Source organism: Aliidongia dinghuensis (genome assembly GCF_014643535.1).
Classification (GTDB): domain Bacteria; phylum Pseudomonadota; class Alphaproteobacteria; order ATCC43930; family CGMCC-115725; genus Aliidongia; species Aliidongia dinghuensis.
In genome coordinates this window covers 1-18,453 of the sequence record NZ_BMJQ01000008.1, presented here as the reverse complement: position 1 = coordinate 18,453, position 18,453 = coordinate 1, and the positions used below count along the sequence as shown (strand labels likewise).

The following is an 18,453-nucleotide window of genomic DNA, read 5'->3' as shown; positions in this document are numbered from 1 at the left end:
AATGATCCCCTACAATCCTCCGCTCGCCGACATGCAGTTCGCGCTCGACCACGCGGCCGGGCTCGAAGCGCTCGCCTCGCTCCCCGGCTGTGAAGGTGCCGACCGCGACACGGTCGCGGCCGTGCTGGAGGAAGCGGCGAAGCTCGCCCGCGACGTGCTGGCGCCGATCAACATGAGCGGCGACCAGGAGGGCGCCCGAGTCGAGAACGGCGTGGTGCGCACGCCCGCGGGCTTCAAGGAGGCCTATCAGACATATGTCGACGGTGGCTGGAACAGCCTGCCGTTCGAGGAGGAATGGGGCGGCCAGGGCCTGCCGGCCGTGGTGGCGCTCGCGGTCAGCGAGATGTGGAACTCGGCCAACATGGCCTGGGCACTCTGCCCGCTCTTGACCATCGGCGCCATCGAAGCACTGCTGAAGCACGGCACGAAGGAGCTGCAGGAGACCTACCTGCCGAAGCTGATCTCGGGCGAATGGACCGGCACCATGAACCTGACCGAGCCGCAGGCGGGCTCCGACGTCGGCGCGCTCCGCACCAAGGCGGTGCGCGAGGGCGACCATTACCGCATCACCGGCCAGAAGATCTTCATCACCTATGGTGAGCACGACATGGCCCCGAACCTGGTCCACCTGGTTCTGGCCCGCCTGCCCGACGGCCCGGCCGGCACACGCGGCATCTCGCTGTTCCTGGTGCCGAAGTTCCTGGTGAACGAAGACGGCAGCCTGGGTGCGCGCAACGACGTGCGCTGCGTCAGCCTGGAGCACAAGCTCGGCATCCACGCGAGCCCGACCGCGGTGCTGGCCTATGGCGACAACGAGGGCGCCATCGGCTACCTGATCGGCGAAGAGAACAAGGGCATGGAGTGCATGTTCACCATGATGAACAATGCACGCCTCAATGTCGGCCTGCAGGGCGTCGCGATTTCGGAGCGCGCTTACCAGCAGGCGCGCGACTATGCCCGGACGCGCGTCCAGGGCCGGACGCTCACCGGCGGCAAGAGCGACACGCCGCTGCCGATCCTCTATCACCCCGACGTCAAGCGCATGCTGCTCGCGATCAAGTCGCGCACCGAGGCAGCCCGGGCGCTCGCTTATTTCACCGCCGGCCAGATCGACCGCGCACGCCACCTGCCCGAGGAAGCCGATCGCGCCAAGGCGCAGCTGCTGGTCGACTTGGCAATCCCGCTGGTCAAGGCCTGGTCGACCGACCTCGGCGTCGAGAACAGCTCACTCGCGGTGCAGGTCTATGGCGGCATGGGCTTCATCGAGGAAAGCGGCATCGCCCAGCATTTCCGCGATGCGCGCATCACGCCGATCTACGAGGGCACGAACGGCATCCAGGCGATGGACTTGCTCGGCCGCAAGCTGATGCGCGACCAGGGCGCCGCCGCGGCTGCCTTCGTGGCACTCATGCGCGAGCTCGACGCCCCGCTCGCCGAGCAGCCGGGCGACGATCTCGCCGTGCTGCGCCGCAGCCTCAAGAACGGGCTCGACGCCGTCGAGCAGGCAACCCGCCTCCTGGTCGAAAGCTTCGCGGCCGACCCGGCGCGCGCCGCCGCGGGCTCGGTGCCCTACCTCAACCTGTTCGCGACCGTCGCCGGCGGCTGGCTGCTGGCTCGCCAGGCATTGGCGGCGCAGGCCCAGCTTGCGCGTGGTGCGGGCGACGCCGGCTTCAACGAGGCGAAGCTGATGACGGCGCGCTTCTACGCCGAGCAATACCTGACGCCGGCTGCAGCCCAGCTGAGCGCCATCGGCGGCGGCGCCACGGTCGTGGCGTTCGATCCGGAGCAGTTCTGACGGATCGAAGAGCCGGTCAGCCTTTCGCCGCGTTCAGCGAAGGGTAGCGCGCGAACGGGTCGACGCCGCGGATGCGCACCAGGTCCTTGGCCGAATGGTCGAGCAGCAGCTCGGCTGCCCGGCGCGCGGCCGCAGCATCGCCTTGCTCGATCGCCTCGACCACGTCGCGGTGCTCGACCAGGCTACGCGGGCGATGGTTGCCGGTCGCGGCGATGGTCAGGCTGCGGCTCAAGGTGATTTCGAACAACTGGGCGATCGGCCAGAAAAACTCGTTGCGCGTCGCGATGTAGATCGTCTTGTGGAACGCGATGTCGGCCGCGACGAAGTCCTCGTTCGTGCGGGCGGCAAGCATGCCCTCGTAAGCGGCACGGAGCTGCGCCCGGTCTTCCGGCGCCGAGGCGATCGCGGCCATTGCCGTCGCCGCCGGCTCGATCGCGTGGCGCAACTGGAACAGCTTGACGAGATAGCTGTCGACGTCGGCGGTCTCGAGCTGCCAGCGCAGCACGTCGGGGTCGAGATGGTTCCAGTCCTCCGGCGGGCGTACCCGCGTGCCGCTCTTCGGCCGCGATTCGACCAGGCCCTTGCCCGTCAGCATGCGGATCGCCTCGCGCACAACGGTCCGGCTCACATCCAGCATCTCGCAGATCCGCACTTCCGACGGCAGCGCCTCGCCCGGCGCCACGTCGCCGCGTACAATGCCGAGCCCGATCCGGTCAGCGACCTGGCTGTGAACGTTGCGGCTGAGGAAGGCGGTGGTCTTGAACATCGTCTCGTCTGTCTCGAGAAGCTCGGGGCGCGCCCTTCATGCCCGAGCCCGTGTCGTTTCGTCGCTACAAATCGCCGGCCGGCGCATGGTGCCTTGCTTGTCAGACAAATCTAGTCATACATTATACCCAGATGCTATGCATCTTTCACGGAAGAAGCGGGCACGAGACCCGCTGCCGAGCGGAGGAATCCCATGACGTTCCAGGCGATCAGCCGTCGTACCTTGCTGAAATCCTCGGCCGTGCTGTCGGCGGGCGTGTTGTGCGCACCGGCCCTGATCGGGCGCGCCCAAGCGGCCACGCTGAAGCTCAAATTGTCGTCATCCCAGGCCAACGACCCGAAATACGCGAACGGCCGGGTCTACTACGACAATCTGGTGAAGCAGCTGAAGGCCGGCGGGCTCGACGGCCAGATCGACGTCTCGTTCTTCCCGGACAACCAGCTGGGCCAGGAGATCGACGTCATCAATTCAGTGAAGCTCGGCGTCATCGACCTGATGGTGTCGGGCTCGTCGATCTCCGCCAACCTGGTTCCGCTCGTCGGCACGTTCGACCTGGGCTACCTGTTCTCGAGCTTTCCGCAGCAGACCAAGGCGTTCGATGCGGGTGCCGCGAAGCCGATCGAGGCAGCGCTCTTGAAGGATGCCAACATCCGCATCGTCGGCTGGGCCTATAATTTCGGCGCGCGCAGCGTGCTCGCCAAGAAAGCGGTGAACACGCCGGACGACCTCGCCGGCCTCAAGATCCGCACGCTGCCCAACCCGATCATCACCGAGTGCCTGCGCCTCATGGGTGCCGCCGCGACGCCGCTCGCCTTCGGCGAGGTCTATACGGCGCTGCAGGCCGGCGTGCTCGACGGGCTCGAGCATGATCCGCCGACCGTGATCGCAAGCAAGTTCTACGAGGCCGCCAAGTTCTATTCGCTGACCGAGCACAATTTCTCGCCGCTCGCGATCTATTTCAGCGACACGACGTTCAAGCGGCTCGATCCGAAGCTGCGCGATGGCTTCCTCGACGCCGCGAGCAAGGCCGCGGCGGATACGCGCGCCCACGGCCTCGCGGTCGAGCAGGAGGCGCTCAAGGAACTCGCCAGCAAGGGCGTCACGCTCATCCATTGCGACAAGGAGCCGTTCCGCAAACGGGTGCTGCCGCAGACGGACAATTTCGTGAAGGCACATCCCGACGCGAAGCCGGTCGTCGACGCCATCCGCGCGACGCAAGCCTGATGTCGATCGCCGTGCCGACCACAGCCGCCAGGCGCGGCTCGCTCGTAGCCCCGCTCCGCGTGATCACAGACTGGGTGGCGGCGCTCTTGCTGGCCGCCGACCTCGTCGTGGTGTGTGCGTCGGTCGTGCTCCGCTCGCTGTTCAACGCGCCGATCGAATGGGCCGACGACGTCGCGCGCGGGCTCATGGTGGGCTCGAGCTTCTTCGGCGCGGCGAGTGCCTTGCAGCGGGCCGAGAACCCGGGCGTCGTGTTCTTCGTCGACCGGCTGCCGGCCTATCCCCGGCGGCTCGTCGACGCGGTCGGCGCGCTGCTCGTCGTCGTGGTTTCGGCCGCGGTCGCGATCAACGCCATGCGGCTCGGCCAGTCCACGACCGGCCAGACGACTGGCTCCGGCCTGCCGCTCGAGCTCACCTTCTATCCGATGGGCGTCGGCGCCATCTTCATGACGATCTTCGCGCTCGACCAGTTCCGGCGGCGCGCCTGGACCGACATGGCCGTGGGCGCTGCGATCGTCGCGGCCGTGGCGGCGCTCTATTACGGCTGGGACGCGCTCTCGCCCGACACGGTGCCGTCCTCGGGCAGCCTCATGCTGGCAGGGTTCGTCGTGACGCTCATGGGCGGCCTGCCGATCGGCTTCGCGCTGGCTTTGGCCGCCCTCGTCTTCATCTGGGTTGAGGGCACGTTGCCCGGCGTGATCTTCGCTCAGCAGATGGCGCGCGGCATCGACAATTTCGTGCTGCTCGCCATCCCGTTCTTCATCCTGGTCGGCTACCTGATGGAGGCGAACGGCATGTCCGTCCGCCTGATCGAGCTCCTGCAGCGGCTGGTCGGCCGCATGCGCGGCGGACTCAACGTCGTCATGGTGACCGCCATGGTGATGTTCTCCGGCATCTCGGGCTCCAAGATGGCCGACGTGGCGGCGGTCGGCGCGGTCCTGGTGCCGGCCGCGCGCCGCTCCGGCCAGAAGCCCGGCAGCGCCGTGGCGCTCCTCGCGGCCTCCGCCGTCATGGCCGAGACGATCCCGCCCTGCATCAATCTCATCATCCTGGGCTTCGTCGCCAACCTGTCGATCGGCGGCCTGTTCATGGCCGGCATCTTGCCGGCCGGCCTCATGGCGCTCGTGCTGATCGCGGTCTCGATCATCCTCGGCCGCAAGACGCCGGCGGCGCTGGTCGAGACCGGCCCCGGACGCTCGCTCGCAAGCCTGTGGGGCGGCGGTGCCGCGTCGCTGGGCCTGATCCTGATGATCTTCATCGGCTTCAAGAGCGGCTTCGCCACCGCGACGGAGATCTCGGCCTTCGCAGCGCTCTACGCCATCGTCATCGGCGGCGTGGTGTTCCGCGAGCTCGGCCCGCGCGCGGCAGCCCGGAGCTTCATCCACGCCGCAACCCGCTCCGGCCTTGTGCTGTTCATCGTCGCGGCCGCCCAGTCGCTCGCCTTCGTGCTGACCTTGCAGCAGGTGCCGCACATGGTGGGCGAGATGATGATTGCGCTGTCGGCGAGCGGCGGCACGTGGCTCTTCATGATCCTGTCGATCGTCATCCTGATGCTGATGGGCTCGGTGCTCGAGGGTGCTGCGGCACTCATCATCTTCGGCCCGCTGCTGGTGCCGGTCGCGGCCCGGCTCGGCATCGACCCGCTGCATTTCGGCGTCGTGCTGGTCGTGGCCATGGGCATCGGCCTGTTCGCGCCGCCGCTCGGCCTCGGCCTCTACGGCGCCTGCCTGATCGGCAACGTACCCGTCGAGAGCACGGTCAAGCCGATCTTCGGCTATCTCGGCCTCTTGTTCCTCTGCCTGCTCGTGATCGCGTTCTTTCCCGCCATCAGCACGGCGCTGCCCCACGCGCTCGGATACTGACGGAAACCATCCATGCTGAAGCTGCTGCTGACCCACACGCCGCAAGCGCGGCGGCAATATTACGGCGAGCGCGCGCTCGCCGGCTTGCGCGACCTGGTCGAGGTCCGCCTGCACGAGGCGGAGGAGGCGCTGAGCCCCGCCGCCCTCGTCGAGGCCGCGCGCGACGTCGACATTATCCTGGCCGATCGGCTCACGACCGGCCCGGCCGAGATCTTCGCCCAGCTGCCAAGGCTCAAGGCCTTCCTGCGCTGCGCCGTCGACATCCGCAACATCGACGTGGAAGCGGCGTCTGAGGCCGGCGTGCTGGTGACGCGCGCGACGCCCGGCTTCGTCACCTCGGTCTGCGAACTGGCGCTGGGATTCCTCATCGACCTGTCACGTGGCGTGTCGCGCGCGACAGCGGACTACCAAGCCGGCCGGCAGCCCGAGGTGCGCATGGGCCGGCAGCTGGCCGGCAGCACGCTCGGCATCATCGGCTACGGCGCCATCGGCCGGCAGCTGGCGCAATTGGCCCTGGCGCTCGGCATGGACGTGCTGATCGCCGATCCCTATGCCCGGGTCGGGGACGAACGCCTCGTCCAGGTCTCGTTCGAGGATCTGCTCGGCCGGTCCGACTATGTTGTCTGCCTCGCGGTCGCGACCGAGGCGACGGAAAGCCTGATGAATGCCGCCGCCTTCGCGCGCATGAAGCCGTCGGCCTATTTCCTCAACCTGTCGCGCGGCAACCTGGTCGACGAGGCGGCACTCATGGTGGCGCTCAACGACGGCACGATCGCCGGCGCCGCGCTCGATGTCGGTCGCGCCACGGACCAGATGCCGACGCCGGCCTTGGCCCGGCTGCCGAACGTCGTCGCCACGCCGCATATCGGCGGTCTGACGCCGCCCGCCATCGAGCATCAGGCGCTCGATACCGTCGGCCAGGTCGCGGCCCTGGTCCGGGGTGAAGTCCCGCCGGGCGCCGTCAATCACGACCGCTGGACCCGCCGCCCTACCCTGCCCTAGACGAAAGACGATCATGCCCGATGCCGCGCCGAGCCTCGCCGCGCCCGAACTCATTGCATCCGCCGGGGCCTGCGACTGCCATATCCATGTCTATGATTCGACAAAGCCGCTCGCACCGACCGCTTCCGGTCCAGGGCCCGCCTGGGCGACCGTCGCGGCCTATCGCGCGGTGCAACGCCGCCTGGGCCTCGGCCGGGCGGTCGTGGTGCAGCCGACCGCCTACGGCACCGACAACAGTGTCACGGTCGAGGCGATCGCGGCACTCGGACTTGAGACGACGCGCGGCATCGCGACCGTCGGGCCTGACATCACCGACGAGGAATTGCAGCGCCTGACCGAGGCCGGCATCCGCGGTGCCCGGTTCCAGATGCTGCCCGGCGGCGCGCTGCCCTGGGAGGCGCTCCAGCCGGTCGCGGCGCGCATCGCCCCCTTCGGCTGGCACATCCAGCTGCAGATGGACGGCCGGCTGCTGGCCGAGCGTGAGCTGCAGCTGCGGCGGCTGCCGACGGCGCTCGTCATCGACCATGTCGGCAAGTTCCTGGAGCCGGTGTCCGTCGACCATCCGGGCTTCCGCGCCCTGCTGCGCCTTGTCGACAGCGGCCGAGCCTGGCTGAAGCTCGCGGCCGCCTACGAGGTCTCGAAGGCCGGGCCGCCACGCTACGACGATGTGGGCGCGCTGGCGAAGGCGGCCGTCGCCGCGGCGCCCGAGCGCATGATCTGGGCCAGCAACTGGCCGCACGTCTCCGTCCGCGACCTGCCCGACGATGCGGCGCAGCTCGACCTGCTGCTCGACTGGGCGCCGGATGCGGCGATACGCAAGCGTATCCTCGTCGAGAACCCGGCGATCCTCTACGGTTTCTGACCGGCCAGGGCTTCCAACCGGTCAGAGCGCGGCGCTGTTCAGGCTTTCGACCACGGCCGGCCGATCGAGCTTGATGGCGCGCGCCGCGATCATCTCCGGCGTCACGCGCACCAGCTGCACCGCGGCGCGCTGACGGCGCTGGGCGCCCCCGAGCCGCGCCGCCAGCGTGCGGATGGTTCGGCTGCCTGTCGTCGTACAAAGAAATGGCAACAGGCCATGGATGAGGCAGGCGCAGCCACCGGCGATCATCATGGCGCCAGTGCGTGAGGCAAACCGCATGTGCTCGAAATACGTTTCGCCGACCGAAGCCGGATGTTCGGTGAAAAGACGTAACATCGCCACTCACCCGAATAATGATCGAGATTAAAGACCATCGCATGGCCCGCCAACCCTGTCCATGGAAGTCTATTTCCTGTATTTTATTAAATATTACTTCACAAAAATTTGATTTTTCCAAAATGGACGAGCCGATCGTGCAGTTCTTCGACGAGGTCGATACGAAACCACGAAGCAGGTTCGTTCATCGACCATCCGAGAGGGCACTTCAAGATGTGTTCGTAAACAAATGATCGCTTGCGCATTGATTCGCGCGCGGACTAAGTTGAGGTGATGGTTTCGCGGCACTCAATCATGAGTTGAAATGAACTTCCCGTCCGTTGTCGTGTCTGCGCGGGAGCTGAGCACAGCGTCGCCACCGCCATGGTTCCGCCCCTTGCTGGATTATTGGGAAGCCAAGCGTCCCGCCGGCCGTCTGCCGGCGCGCGCCGATGTCGATCCGGTCGATCTCCGGGAAGTGCTCGGCTGGCTCAGCCTGATCGAGGTCCGACCAAGCGAACCGCGCTTCTTCATCCGCCTGCTCGGCAGTTCTCATCAACCGCGGCCGTTTGGCCCCCGCCACGGGCACGACTTCGCGGCGATGCAGCCGGCCGCCTATCGCGAACTGGTCGTCGAGCAATATGAAATGACGGTCGCGCGCCGGGCGCCCGTGCTGCACGAGAACACGCTGAGCTTCGGCGTCCATCGCCTGAGCTATCAGCGTGTGGCGCTGCCGCTCGCCAAGGACCACGAGACGCCGGACATGCTGATGGTCGCGTCGCGGCTCGACCCGATCCAGCACACCCGCTTCTTCTCCGCCTACAACCTGGCTGCTGGCCTTAGTACCTGACCGATCAGGGACCGCAGGCTGCGGCGTGGTCGATGGCGTAAAGCCGGAACTGCGGCATCTCGTAGAGTGGCCTCAGGCACGGCAACGTCAGCGGCGGCACCGGGCGCCGGTCGATGACGGCGAGCGCGTCGTACCGGTCGAGTGCTGCGAGCGCAGCCGCGCGCTTCTCAGGCGCTGCCGCAACCAGCCCGGTCCACAGATCTTCGGGCTCCGCCGCGTCCGCCAGCGCCGCGAAGGCCGGCGTCAGGCCCAGCGGCTGCTGGCCGGCATAGGTGAACTCCGTCGGCACGAACGCGTCGACCGCGATGACCGCGTACGTCGGCAGGTGTAGCAACGGGGCAGCGCCCGCGCCGACTGCGCTTGGTCCGCCCGCAACCGCAAGCCGGCTGCCGCGCGGCAGCCGCTCGAGCGCCGCCAGGATCGGCCGATAGATCCGGTCCGCCCCGAGCCAGGCCGCCTCGACCACGGCCGTGCGAACGATGAACAGGGCGAGTACGGCCCCGCCCACAACAAGCGCGCCACGCCGTGACCAGCCGACCGGACGGGTCGCGGCGATCAGCAACAGCCCGAGCATGACCGGCAGGCGGTGATCGACGCCGCTGCCGCCGAGCATGCGCGCCGGCATGACGAGATAGACTGCCGTCAGCACGGCCAGTGCCGCCCCGAGCCGCCGGTCGAGTGTCAGCCGGCCTCGCCAGAAGCCGAAGCCGACAAGCAGGACCAGCACGACAAAGCCCGCGACATCGAACGGCCGGCTGTAATTGTCGAACACGCTGTAGAGCAGGTCGATCTTGCGCAGCGGGTTGGCCCAGGCGAGCCCGCCGCCATCCCCCGGTCCCGGCCGCCAGGCCGCGAGCCAGAGGGCTACCGGCGGCACGAGCGGCGCCGCGATCGCGGCCGTCAAGCGCATGAGATCACTCCAGCGCCGGCCCCGCACGGCCGACCAGAGCGCCCCGAGCTCGACGCCGCCGATCATGAGCGCCAGCAGGCCGAACGCTACGACATGGCAGAAATAGGCGGCGAGTGCCGCGACCGCGACCGCGCGCAAGCGCCGGCCCGGACGATCGGCGAGGCCGATCCACAGCGCCAAGCCGATGAGCGCCACACCCAGGCCGGCCAGGTAATTGACGAAGCCCCAGAGCAGGATGCGGTTGTAGAGCAGCAGGAAAGCCGCGAGCGGCCAGAGCGACCAGGACCGCCGGACAGCCCGGTCGACCAGTACCGCCCCGGCCGCCATCAGCGCCAGCGCAAGGCCGACGAAGCAGCGGCCGGCCAGATCGAGCGGCATGACCCGGGCCAGGAGCGGTACGACCGCGTCCATCGCCAGGTTCGGCAGCAGGCTCCAGCGGATCTCGTAAGCGCGGGCGAGCAGGTCCGACCGACCGGCGTCGAGCAGGATATGCATGCGCGCCAGATGGTTCGGATAATCGAGCAGCGGCGGCACGCGCACGCTCGCAAGCGGCAGCAGTGCCAGCACCAGCAAGAGCGCGAAGCCCGTCGCGACCCGGCGCCCGGGCGCCTCGCCTCCCTGGTTCATGCCATCGGCTGTCCGGCTATTTGCGCTTCCAGGTCACGACCGACGAGACCGCGTAGTTCCATACGCTGCCGATCGCCGCACCCGCGATGCCGGCGAGCCACCAGGACGAGCTCTGATTGTCGAACAGGTACTTGGCGACGCCGACGTTGCCGGCATAGCCGACACCGCAGACCGCCGCGAACGAGACGAGGCCTTTAAGGAAATTCCAGCCCTTGAGCCGGCGGTCGCTGTAGGTCAGGAAATTATTCAGCGTGAAGTTGCCGATCATCGCCATGCCGGCCGCCACCCCCTGCGACAGAGCAAAAGCCAGGTGGGCGAGATTGAGCGACAGCCACAGCACGATCAGATGGGCGACAACGCCGATGCCGCCGACCATGCTGAACAGCACGAAACGGACCGGCACATAGGGCCCGAGCAGTTTGTCAGCGAGCAGGACCAGATACTCCCAGGCAACGAACGCGTCGAGCTTGCTTTCGCCGGCATGGCGCTCGCGGAACTGGTAAGGCAGTTCCTTGAGCCGCACGGGCCGCGACGAGGAGGCGAGCAGGTCGACGAGGATCTTGAACCCGACCGCCGACATGCTGCGCACTGCCCGGTCGAACGCATCGCGGCGGATCATGAAGAAGCCGCTCATCGGATCGGCGATCTCGACCTTGAGCACGAGGCGGCCGAGCCGGGTCGCGAAGCCGCTGATGCCGACACGACGCTTGTCCCAGTTGCCGACGCCGCCGCCTTCGACGTAGCGCGAGCCCACGACCAGATCGAGCGGCTCCTGCCTCAGGCAGTCGAGCATGCGGGGCAACAGCGCCTCGTCATGCTGCAGGTCGGCGTCCATGACGGCAACAAAGGGTGCGAGGCTCGCCTGGATGCCCTCGATGCAGGCGGACGACAGGCCGCGCCGGCCGATCCGATGCAGGCAGCGGATCCGGCCGTCGATCCGCGACAGGCGGCCGATCTCCTCGCGCGTGCCGTCGGTCGAATCATCGTCGACGAAGATCGCCTCCCAGGCGACGCCGGCAAGCGCATGGTCCAGTCGTTCGACCAGCGGCGCCACGTTGTCGCGCTCGTTCATGGTCGGGATCACGACCGTCAGCTCCGGGCCAGGCCCGTGTGCAGGCTTGGCCGCGTGATCGTCCGGCACTACCGATGCTTCGACCAACGCCATGCCTGCTCCCAGATCTCCTGTCCCCAGATCCATCGTCTTCAACGATCGTCCCGCCACTTAAGGATAGGATGTAACCGCCAGCGCTCACCAGGGCCGCGCGCCGGCGGGGTCCAGCCCCCGCATTTGGCCTGAAACCGGCGTGGGCCCAAAACGAAAAAGCCGCCAAACCCGACGGGTTGAGCGGCCTTTTCGGTGGTGGGCGTTGTAGGGCTCGAACCTACGACCCGCTGATTAAGAGTCAGCTGCTCTACCAACTGAGCTAAACGCCCCCGAACCGAGGGCCGGGGATGTACCAAACACCGGCGGGCTTGTCGAGAAGAATACGACGCATGGGCGCCATCTACCGAGTGCGGAGCGAAACCCTTGCCGAGATCACGCGTTTGGCGGAGGTGCCCGGGTGTCGGACCCGTCGCTTTCGCCCTTGGGCTTTCGCCGCACCAGGCCTAGCCTCGGCCCGCCTCCACCCTTTCGGGACCTCGCCCATGACCTCGCCCGACTCGCCGCTCCTCCCGCGTCTCGACCTGCCGCTTGCCTGCCGACCCGACCGCGAAGTTGCGGCCGCCGTGCTGGTCGATGCCGACGGCCGCTATCTGCTGCAGCGGCGCGACGACAAGCCCACGATCCACATGCCGGACCATTGGGCCCTGTTCGGCGGCAGCCTCGAGCCGGACGAGCCGCCCACCCAGGGCATGGTGCGGGAACTGGAGGAGGAGCTGGGCTTCCGCGCCCGGACCGTGACGCCGCTCGCCGAGCTGGCGCTCAACACCGAGCCGGTCGACCGGCTCTGGCGCATGCATTTCTTCGTCGTACCGTTCACGGCGGCGGACCATGCCGCCATGGTCCTGACCGAGGGCGCCGGCATGGGCCTCTTCACCGCGGCCGAGGCTCAGGCGCTGGCCAAGATCGCACCATGGGACCTGATGGCGATCATGCTGCACGCCCACGGGCGTGCCCTGTTCCCCAATCTTGCGGCCCTCCAAGCCGGCTAAGGCGCTGTGGCGGCCCGCGCGCCAAGAGGCCGAACATCGGCAGCGCTGAAATATTGCGATCGCAAATTCCAACTACACCTTAGTGTAATCCGCACACAGCCTATGCCATGATATCATGAAAGTTTTTGAGCGCCTGACACTGGAATGCCTGCGGATCTGAATCCCAACCCGGTCGTCCACATTGTCGACGACGATGTGTCGATGCGCGCGGCGATGGAGGCCCTGTTCGAATCGGTCGGACTGGCAACCTGCAGCTACGGCACCGCCCGCGAGTTCCTGGCGGCGGACCTGGCCGGCACGCACGGCTGCGTCGTGATCGACATCCGCCTGCCGGACATGAACGGCCTCGAGCTGCAGGCCCAGATCGCTCAGCGCGACGTTCGCCTACCCGTTGTAATCATGACCGGATACGGCGACATCCCGATGACCGTCCGCGCCATGAAACACGGTGCGGTTGATTTCCTGCCAAAGCCGTTCCGCGATCAGGACATGCTCGATGCGGTCATCGGCGCCATCGAACGGGACCGCGAGCGGCGGGCCGCCGCTTACGATGCCGGGCGCATCAGAGACCGGTTCGGCACACTCTCGGCGCGCGAGCAGCAAGTGATGCGCCTCGTGACCGCCGGAAAGATGAACAAGCAAATCGCGGGGGAACTCGGCATCAGCGAGATTACCGTCAAGGTTCATCGTCGCGGCGCCATGCAGAAGATGGGCGCGCGGACAATCACCGATCTCGTCCGGATGGCAGATTTGCTTGGAGAAAAGCCGTCCTGACCGGCCCCACGATTACACTCCTGTATAGTTCACCGGGCCGGCGGCGCATGCCACATACTCTTTCACCCTCCCCGCCGATCGGGCGCGAGGGGAAAGGATGGCAGGTGTCCCAAGAGCCCCTCATCGCGGTCATCGACGACGACGAGTCCTTCCGTCTGGCGCTCGTCGAATCGCTGGGCTCGCTCGGCTATGACGTTCGGGACTTCTCGTCCGCCGAGGCATTCCTCGCATCGGGCGACCTCGATCCGATCGGCTGCGTCATCACCGACATCCATATGCCCGGCATGAGCGGGATCGATCTCGCCCGCAGGTTGATGGCGCGTCAGCCGCGGATCCCGATGATCATGGTCACCGCCCGGTCGCAGCCGGGCCTCGACGACATCGCCGCAGCCAACGGCGCCGTCTGCGTGCTGCACAAGCCGTTCGAGTCGCAGGCGCTGACCGGCTGTCTCCAAAGGGTCCTCAGGAGCCCGCCGCCCTAACCGGACATCCCGGTCCGGAAGCCAGGGCCGAAAGCCTGGGCCGCAGCAACCAAATTGTGCTAAGCATGCGAATGAGTTAGCGACCATCGTCGCCGAACTGCCGCCGACGTCGCGACGCAGCGTGCCATCGCCTCGCCCGTCGGTTGCGGCCGTGAATGGGGGGCCGGCACATGATCTGGATCGCGCGCGGCCCTTCTCCGCCGGCCCAGCATCTGTCACTTTACCCGAAGCGGTCCGTCCGGGTGCAGCTTCGCCATCTGGCACTCCTGTGGCTCGGCGGCAGTACCGCCACCGCCCTCGTCACCTGGATCTGCTTCAAGCTGCAGGTCGCGCTCGCGACCGCCGATCTCGCCTTTCTCATCCTGATCGTGGCGCTGTCCCTGATGGATAGCGTCATCTCCTCGATCTTCTTCTCCATCCTCGCCGTTCTCTGCCTCGATTACTTTTTCGCCCCGCCGATCTTCGAGCTCGACATCTACGACCCGCAAGACCTTGTCACGCTCGTCGCCTTTCTCTTCACCTCGCTCGCCATCACGAGCCTCGTGCGGCGCTTTCGCGTGGCCGCCGAGGTCCAGGAGGCCCAGACGCGGCTGCTCGACCTGACCCACGATCCGATCCTTGTCCGGGATCCAGCCGGCACGATCCTCTATTGGAACCGCGGTGCCGAGGAGCTTTACGGCTTCACGCGGGAGGAAGCCGTCGGGCGTAGTGCTCCGGATCTGCTGCAGACGGATTTTCCCTCGCCGATGGACGAGGTCATGGCGACGCTGTACCGCACCGGGCGCTGGGAGGGCGAACTCCTGCGCACGCGGAAGGACGGGACGCGGCTCACGGTCGCCTGCCGCTGGACGCTCGAGCGGGACGAAACGGGCGTGCCGCGCCGGACGCTCGAGACCAACAACGACATCACCGCGCGCAAGCAGGCCGAGGACGCCTTGAGGCGGACCCAGGAAACCTATCTGGCCGAGGCGCAGCAGCTGAGCCGGACCGGCAGTTTCGGCTGGAACATCTCGACGGGAGAGATCTTCTGGTCGGACGAAAGCTTCAAGATCTTCGACTACACTGCCGAAACCAGGCCCTCGATCGAACTGGTCGCCGACCGGGTGCATCCGGACGACCTTCCCATTTTCCGCCAGGCGATCGAACGCCTGTCGGCCGAGCCGCAGGATCTCGACTACGAGCATCGGCTGCTGATGCCGGACGGCACGATCAAGCATCTCCACGTCGTCGGCCATGCGATGCAGTCCGACGCGGGCCAGCCGCAGCTCGTCGGCGCGATCATGGACGTGACCGCCCGCAAGGAGGCGGAACGGGCGCTCCGCGACAGCGAGCAGCGCTACCGCCATCTGTTCCACCACATGCCTGTCGCCTTCTGGCAGCTCGACATGCGCGCGTTCAAGCGGCTCTGCCAGGAGCTGCGCGCGGCCGGCGTCGTCGATCTCGGGCGCCATCTCGACCAGCATCCGGAGTTCCTGACCGAGGCGATGACGGCGCTCGTCATCGAGGAAGTCAACGAACGCGCGGTGCAGATGCTCGCGGCGCCGGACGCCCCGGCGTTGGCCGTCCCGCTCGTGGGCTTCTGGCGGGAACGGCCGGACACGTTCCGGCGCGCCATCGAGGCGCAGTTCGGCGGCGAGGTCGCCTTCGAGGAAGAGACCAAGATCACGGCCCTCGACGGACGGGTCGTCGACGTCCTGTTCGCGGTAGCGTGGCCGGGCCCCATCAATAATCTCGACGTCGGCCTCGTCGGCATCATCGACATCACGGAGCGCCTCAAGGCGCAGGAACGGCTGAGACAGGTCCAGGCGGAATTCGCTCATACCGCGCGAATTTCCGTGCTGGGCGAGCTCGCGGCCTCCATCGCCCATGAAGTGAACCAGCCGTTGGGCGCCATCACAACGAATGCGGAGACGGCGCTCCGCTGGCTCGACCGACCCGAGCCAAACTCGGCCAAGGCGGGCGAACTCTTGAAGCGCATCGTCGGCGACGCCCGCCGGGCCGCCGACATCATCGCGCGCATCAGAACCATGGCGGCCGGCCGCATCCCGCAGCCGGCGGCGCTGTCGCTGGTCGACTTGGTCGAGGATTCGCTCGCTTTCCTGCACGCCGAACTGCAGGCGAAGGGCGTTTCCGTCCGGCTCGATGCCGCGCCCTCGCCGCCGCCCGTCGTCGGCGATCGGACCCAGCTGCAGCAGGTCGTCGTCAATCTCGTGATCAACGCAGCGCAGGCCATGGCCCGGCCGGACGCAGAGCGCCGGACGCTCGCGATCCGCATTGGCGAATCCGAGGACGGAATGTTGAGCTGCAGCTTCGAGGACAGCGGCCCCGGCATTGCCGCCGAACATCTCGAGCGCCTGTTCGACAGTTTCTTCACGACCAGGGATGTCGGCATGGGCATGGGCCTGCCGATCTCCCGGTCGATCGTGGAAGCCCACGGCGGCCAGATCCGGGCGGACAACCAGTCGGCTCTCGGCGGCGCCCGGTTCCGGTTCGAGCTGCCGGCCAGACATCCGGCCCCACCTGCCTCCTGAGCCGCCTGCCGCCTGGGTCAACCGGGAGATCTGCCCATTTCGGTTCGCGGGCCTACACCAAAGTATGGTCCGTATCGTCCCCCGGCACATGCCGCCCGTCCTCGCGGGCAATGGAGCGAACCGCTCCCAGGCACTACCCTATTCAATAGCAGCCGGACAGGATTGCGCGCGGCGCATCGCTCGCAGCCGGATCGGCCAACTTCCACTCGGGGGAAGCGCGGGGAGATTACTTCCGAACCACGACGGAAGCCCTTGATCTTCGCGGCGAAATTCAAGTGGAGCAGCGACAGATGTCCAGCCTCTCGACGGCCCGCCCCGCCTCCGACCTTTCGGCCGTGGCGCCCTCCTCGCGGCACGACGCTGCCAGCGGTTTCCCGCCGCCCCAAGCCTCTTCGAATCTGGCGCAGGCGATCGTCAACATGCTACGCGACGGCTCGGCTGTCGTGACGATGTCCCTGCCGAATTTTCCGATTTCGGATTTTCGGGGATCGGCTTTCCCGACGTCGGACGGCGCGCGCCGCGACTTCGCGCTTCCGGAACATCATGGGCCGCAGTCTTTCGGCCCCTGGCCGGCAGCGAATGAGGGTGCCGCGGCCGAGTTGCGGGATGGCGCCGGGGCGCGGTTCGCGATGGTCGGCGAGTTGAAGCGCCAGGGATCGAGCCTCGCCTTCGTCGTCCAGCTGGTGCGGACCGACGATCAGCCGGCGCCACCAACCTCCGAGCGCCTGGACCGACACCCGAACGAGCGTTCGAGCGCGGGCCTGCCCAAGTGGCGCCTCAAGCGGGCGATCGCCCATATCGACGCCAATATCGAGAACTCGATCTCCGTCGGGGATCTCGCCAAGGCCGCCGGCCTGTCGGCGACCTATTTCGCCGCCCAGTTCCGCCTGGCGACCGGCCTGCCGCCCCACGAGTTCATCATGCGCCGGCGAATCAGCCGGGCCCAGGCGATCCTGCTCGAGACCAGGCAGCCGTTGATCGAGGTGGCTCTCAGCGTCGGTTTCCAGACCCAAGCGCATTTCACCAACGTGTTCCGCAAATGCGTCGGCACCCCGCCCTCGCGCTGGCGACGGCACCACATGGACGCCGATGACGGTGCGCGCCGGAGGGAGAGACGCGACGTCGTCTCGGCCTTCTGGGCTGAAACAGGAGCGGCTTGAGAGGGCTGCACCGGCATCGGCGTAGGATCGGCGCCACCTCGTCGCGGTCCCGGCGTTCGACGCGCCTGAAGTTTATCCCCAGGCCCTATGGCAATCCGAAAATCGCCAAGGAGTCGCCATCGCTCTCCCGATCGGAAGCGCGGCCTAACACGCCTTTCCTCGGGCAAAGAAGCGCGCTTTCACTAAGTTACATTCCTCTCAGGAATAAGAGTTATTCCTGTACACAGCGAAGCTACAGCAGGAAGGAACGTCGAATAGGTCGGCATCGCCGGACTTTGAGAGTCTTGCTGGACCTATTTTGAAAAGAGACGCTTCGCATGGACGCACTCATTGCTCGATATCTTCGTTTCCCGCCGCGGCATTGGGCGATATGGCACGCTATTCCGCTTCGTCTCATCGTCGGAGTGGGCTTCATGCAGCACGGCTACGCCAAGCTGGCGCGGGGCGCCGATGCCTTTACAACCGTCCTTCATGCGATCGGCATGCCGGCGGCGGGCTTGCTCTCATGGGCAACGATCATGGTCGAGTTGTTCGGTGGGCTGGCCGTTCTCGCCGGTGCGCTCATTCCAGTAGCCAGCATCCCGATGTCGATCGTGCTTGTCGTCGCCATCGTCACAGTGCACCTGCCGAACGGCTTCAGCTCGATCAAGCTCGTCTCTTTCGATGCAGCGGGCGCCCATTTCGGCCAGCCTGGCTACGAAACGGATCTGCTCTATCTGGCCTGTCTTCTTGCGCTGGTGCTGGGCGGCTCCGGCCCCTTGGCCTTGGACCGGCTGTTGTTTCGGCGAAACGCCGCCCGACCGATGCCTAGCCGCTGGGCGTGAAATGCGCGACGAGGTCGTAGAGATGGCCGGGATGGGTGAGCCGGACGGCCGTGATCGGCGCCCCGTTCCACCAGGTCCGCCGCTCGATGACGAGACAGGCATGGCCCGGCTCGAGATTGAGGGCAGCCGCCGTGGCATCGTCGGCACCCTGTGCGGTGATGCGATGTTCGGCCTCGCTCCACGGCACGTGGCCGACGAGCCAGGTGTTCGGCGGCACTGTGGCGAAATCCTGGTCGAGGGCGTCCGGCACCTCGCCGAGGTTGAGCAGGCGATCCTCGAGCGCGAAGGGCTGGCCGCCCGTGAGATGCCGGCAGCGGA

Annotated in this window: 17 protein-coding genes and 1 tRNA gene; 12 read left to right on the top strand and 6 right to left on the bottom strand. The window is 67.1% G+C overall.

Translation table 11 applies throughout. The features are described from left to right. Position 1 precedes the first annotated feature (1 nt). Positions 2-1,795: an acyl-CoA dehydrogenase gene (locus IEY58_RS15705; protein WP_189047421.1), complete on the top strand. Its 1,794-nt coding sequence runs from the start codon at positions 2-4 to the stop codon at positions 1,793-1,795. Positions 1,796-1,811: 16 nt separating this feature from the next. Here IEY58_RS15705 and IEY58_RS15700 read toward each other — a convergent pair whose 3' ends face one another. Beyond that, positions 1,812-2,561 (bottom strand): FadR/GntR family transcriptional regulator, encoded by a 750-nt coding sequence (locus IEY58_RS15700; RefSeq protein WP_189047419.1) that lies wholly within the window; start codon positions 2,559-2,561, stop codon positions 1,812-1,814. Positions 2,562-2,753: 192 nt separating this feature from the next. Between IEY58_RS15700 and IEY58_RS15695 the strand changes: the two genes are divergently transcribed. The 4 genes from IEY58_RS15695 to IEY58_RS15680 are packed head-to-tail and all read left to right on the top strand — an operon-like array spanning position 2,754 to position 7,508. Then, the gene (locus IEY58_RS15695) at positions 2,754-3,785 is read left to right on the top strand and encodes a TRAP transporter substrate-binding protein (RefSeq protein WP_189047417.1); all 1,032 of its coding nucleotides are present in this window, start codon (positions 2,754-2,756) and stop codon (positions 3,783-3,785) included. Then, positions 3,785-5,644, top strand: coding sequence for a TRAP transporter large permease (locus tag IEY58_RS15690; RefSeq protein ID WP_189047415.1), 1,860 nt, complete (start codon positions 3,785-3,787; stop codon positions 5,642-5,644). Before IEY58_RS15695 ends, IEY58_RS15690 begins: the two co-directional genes overlap by 1 nt. Before the next feature lie 12 nt (positions 5,645-5,656). Then, on the top strand, positions 5,657-6,646 hold the full coding sequence (locus tag IEY58_RS15685) for an NAD(P)-dependent oxidoreductase (protein ID WP_229743750.1): 990 nt from the start codon (positions 5,657-5,659) through the stop codon (positions 6,644-6,646). Between the two features lie 13 nt (positions 6,647-6,659). Then, positions 6,660-7,508, top strand: a complete 849-nt coding sequence (locus IEY58_RS15680) for an amidohydrolase family protein (RefSeq protein WP_189047413.1) — start codon at positions 6,660-6,662, stop codon at positions 7,506-7,508. A 21-nt stretch (positions 7,509-7,529) separates the two neighbouring features. On the opposite strand, the gene IEY58_RS15675 is transcribed toward IEY58_RS15680, so the two are convergent. Beyond that, positions 7,530-7,844: a DUF6356 family protein gene (locus tag IEY58_RS15675; protein WP_189047411.1), complete on the bottom strand. Its 315-nt coding sequence runs from the start codon at positions 7,842-7,844 to the stop codon at positions 7,530-7,532. A gap of 376 nt (positions 7,845-8,220) precedes the next feature. On the opposite strand from IEY58_RS15675, the gene IEY58_RS15670 reads away from it, so the two are divergent. Further along, positions 8,221-8,673 (top strand): PAS domain-containing protein, encoded by a 453-nt coding sequence (locus IEY58_RS15670; RefSeq protein ID WP_189047409.1) that lies wholly within the window; start codon positions 8,221-8,223, stop codon positions 8,671-8,673. A gap of 4 nt (positions 8,674-8,677) precedes the next feature. Here IEY58_RS15670 and IEY58_RS15665 read toward each other — a convergent pair whose 3' ends face one another. From IEY58_RS15665 to IEY58_RS15655, 3 genes are all read right to left on the bottom strand, one after another. Beyond that, the gene (locus tag IEY58_RS15665; RefSeq protein WP_189047407.1) at positions 8,678-10,210 is read right to left on the bottom strand and encodes a hypothetical protein; all 1,533 of its coding nucleotides are present in this window, start codon (positions 10,208-10,210) and stop codon (positions 8,678-8,680) included. A 16-nt stretch (positions 10,211-10,226) separates the two neighbouring features. Continuing rightward, positions 10,227-11,375 (bottom strand): glycosyltransferase, encoded by a 1,149-nt coding sequence (locus IEY58_RS15660; protein ID WP_189047405.1) that lies wholly within the window; start codon positions 11,373-11,375, stop codon positions 10,227-10,229. A gap of 193 nt (positions 11,376-11,568) precedes the next feature. Continuing rightward, positions 11,569-11,644 (bottom strand) — tRNA-Lys (locus IEY58_RS15655). 213 nt (positions 11,645-11,857) lie between these two features. Between IEY58_RS15655 and IEY58_RS15650 the strand changes: the two genes are divergently transcribed. The 6 genes from IEY58_RS15650 (at position 11,858) to IEY58_RS15625 (ending at position 18,135) form a co-directional block, all read left to right on the top strand. Beyond that, complete coding sequence (locus IEY58_RS15650) at positions 11,858-12,364, top strand: NUDIX hydrolase (protein WP_189047403.1); 507 nt, start codon at positions 11,858-11,860, stop codon at positions 12,362-12,364. A gap of 144 nt (positions 12,365-12,508) precedes the next feature. Continuing rightward, a complete protein-coding gene (locus IEY58_RS15645) occupies positions 12,509-13,138 on the top strand; it encodes a response regulator transcription factor (RefSeq protein ID WP_189047401.1) in 630 nt (209 codons plus the stop codon). 104 nt (positions 13,139-13,242) lie between these two features. After that, a complete protein-coding gene (locus IEY58_RS15640) occupies positions 13,243-13,620 on the top strand; it encodes a response regulator transcription factor (RefSeq protein ID WP_189047399.1) in 378 nt (125 codons plus the stop codon). Between the two features lie 170 nt (positions 13,621-13,790). Next, entirely contained in the window at positions 13,791-16,151 is a 2,361-nt protein-coding gene (locus IEY58_RS15635; protein WP_189047397.1) for a PAS domain S-box protein, read from the top strand. 290 nt (positions 16,152-16,441) lie between these two features. After that, entirely contained in the window at positions 16,442-17,311 is an 870-nt protein-coding gene (locus tag IEY58_RS15630) for a helix-turn-helix domain-containing protein (RefSeq protein WP_189047394.1), read from the top strand. Between the two features lie 317 nt (positions 17,312-17,628). Next, complete coding sequence (locus IEY58_RS15625) at positions 17,629-18,135, top strand: DoxX family protein (protein ID WP_189047392.1); 507 nt, start codon at positions 17,629-17,631, stop codon at positions 18,133-18,135. Here the strand turns inward: IEY58_RS15625 and IEY58_RS15620 are convergent. After that, positions 18,119-18,453 (bottom strand): UTRA domain-containing protein (locus tag IEY58_RS15620; protein WP_189047390.1); only part of this gene is annotated, 335 nt, incomplete at its 5' end. The two genes, IEY58_RS15625 and IEY58_RS15620, sit on opposite strands and share 17 nt — an antisense overlap.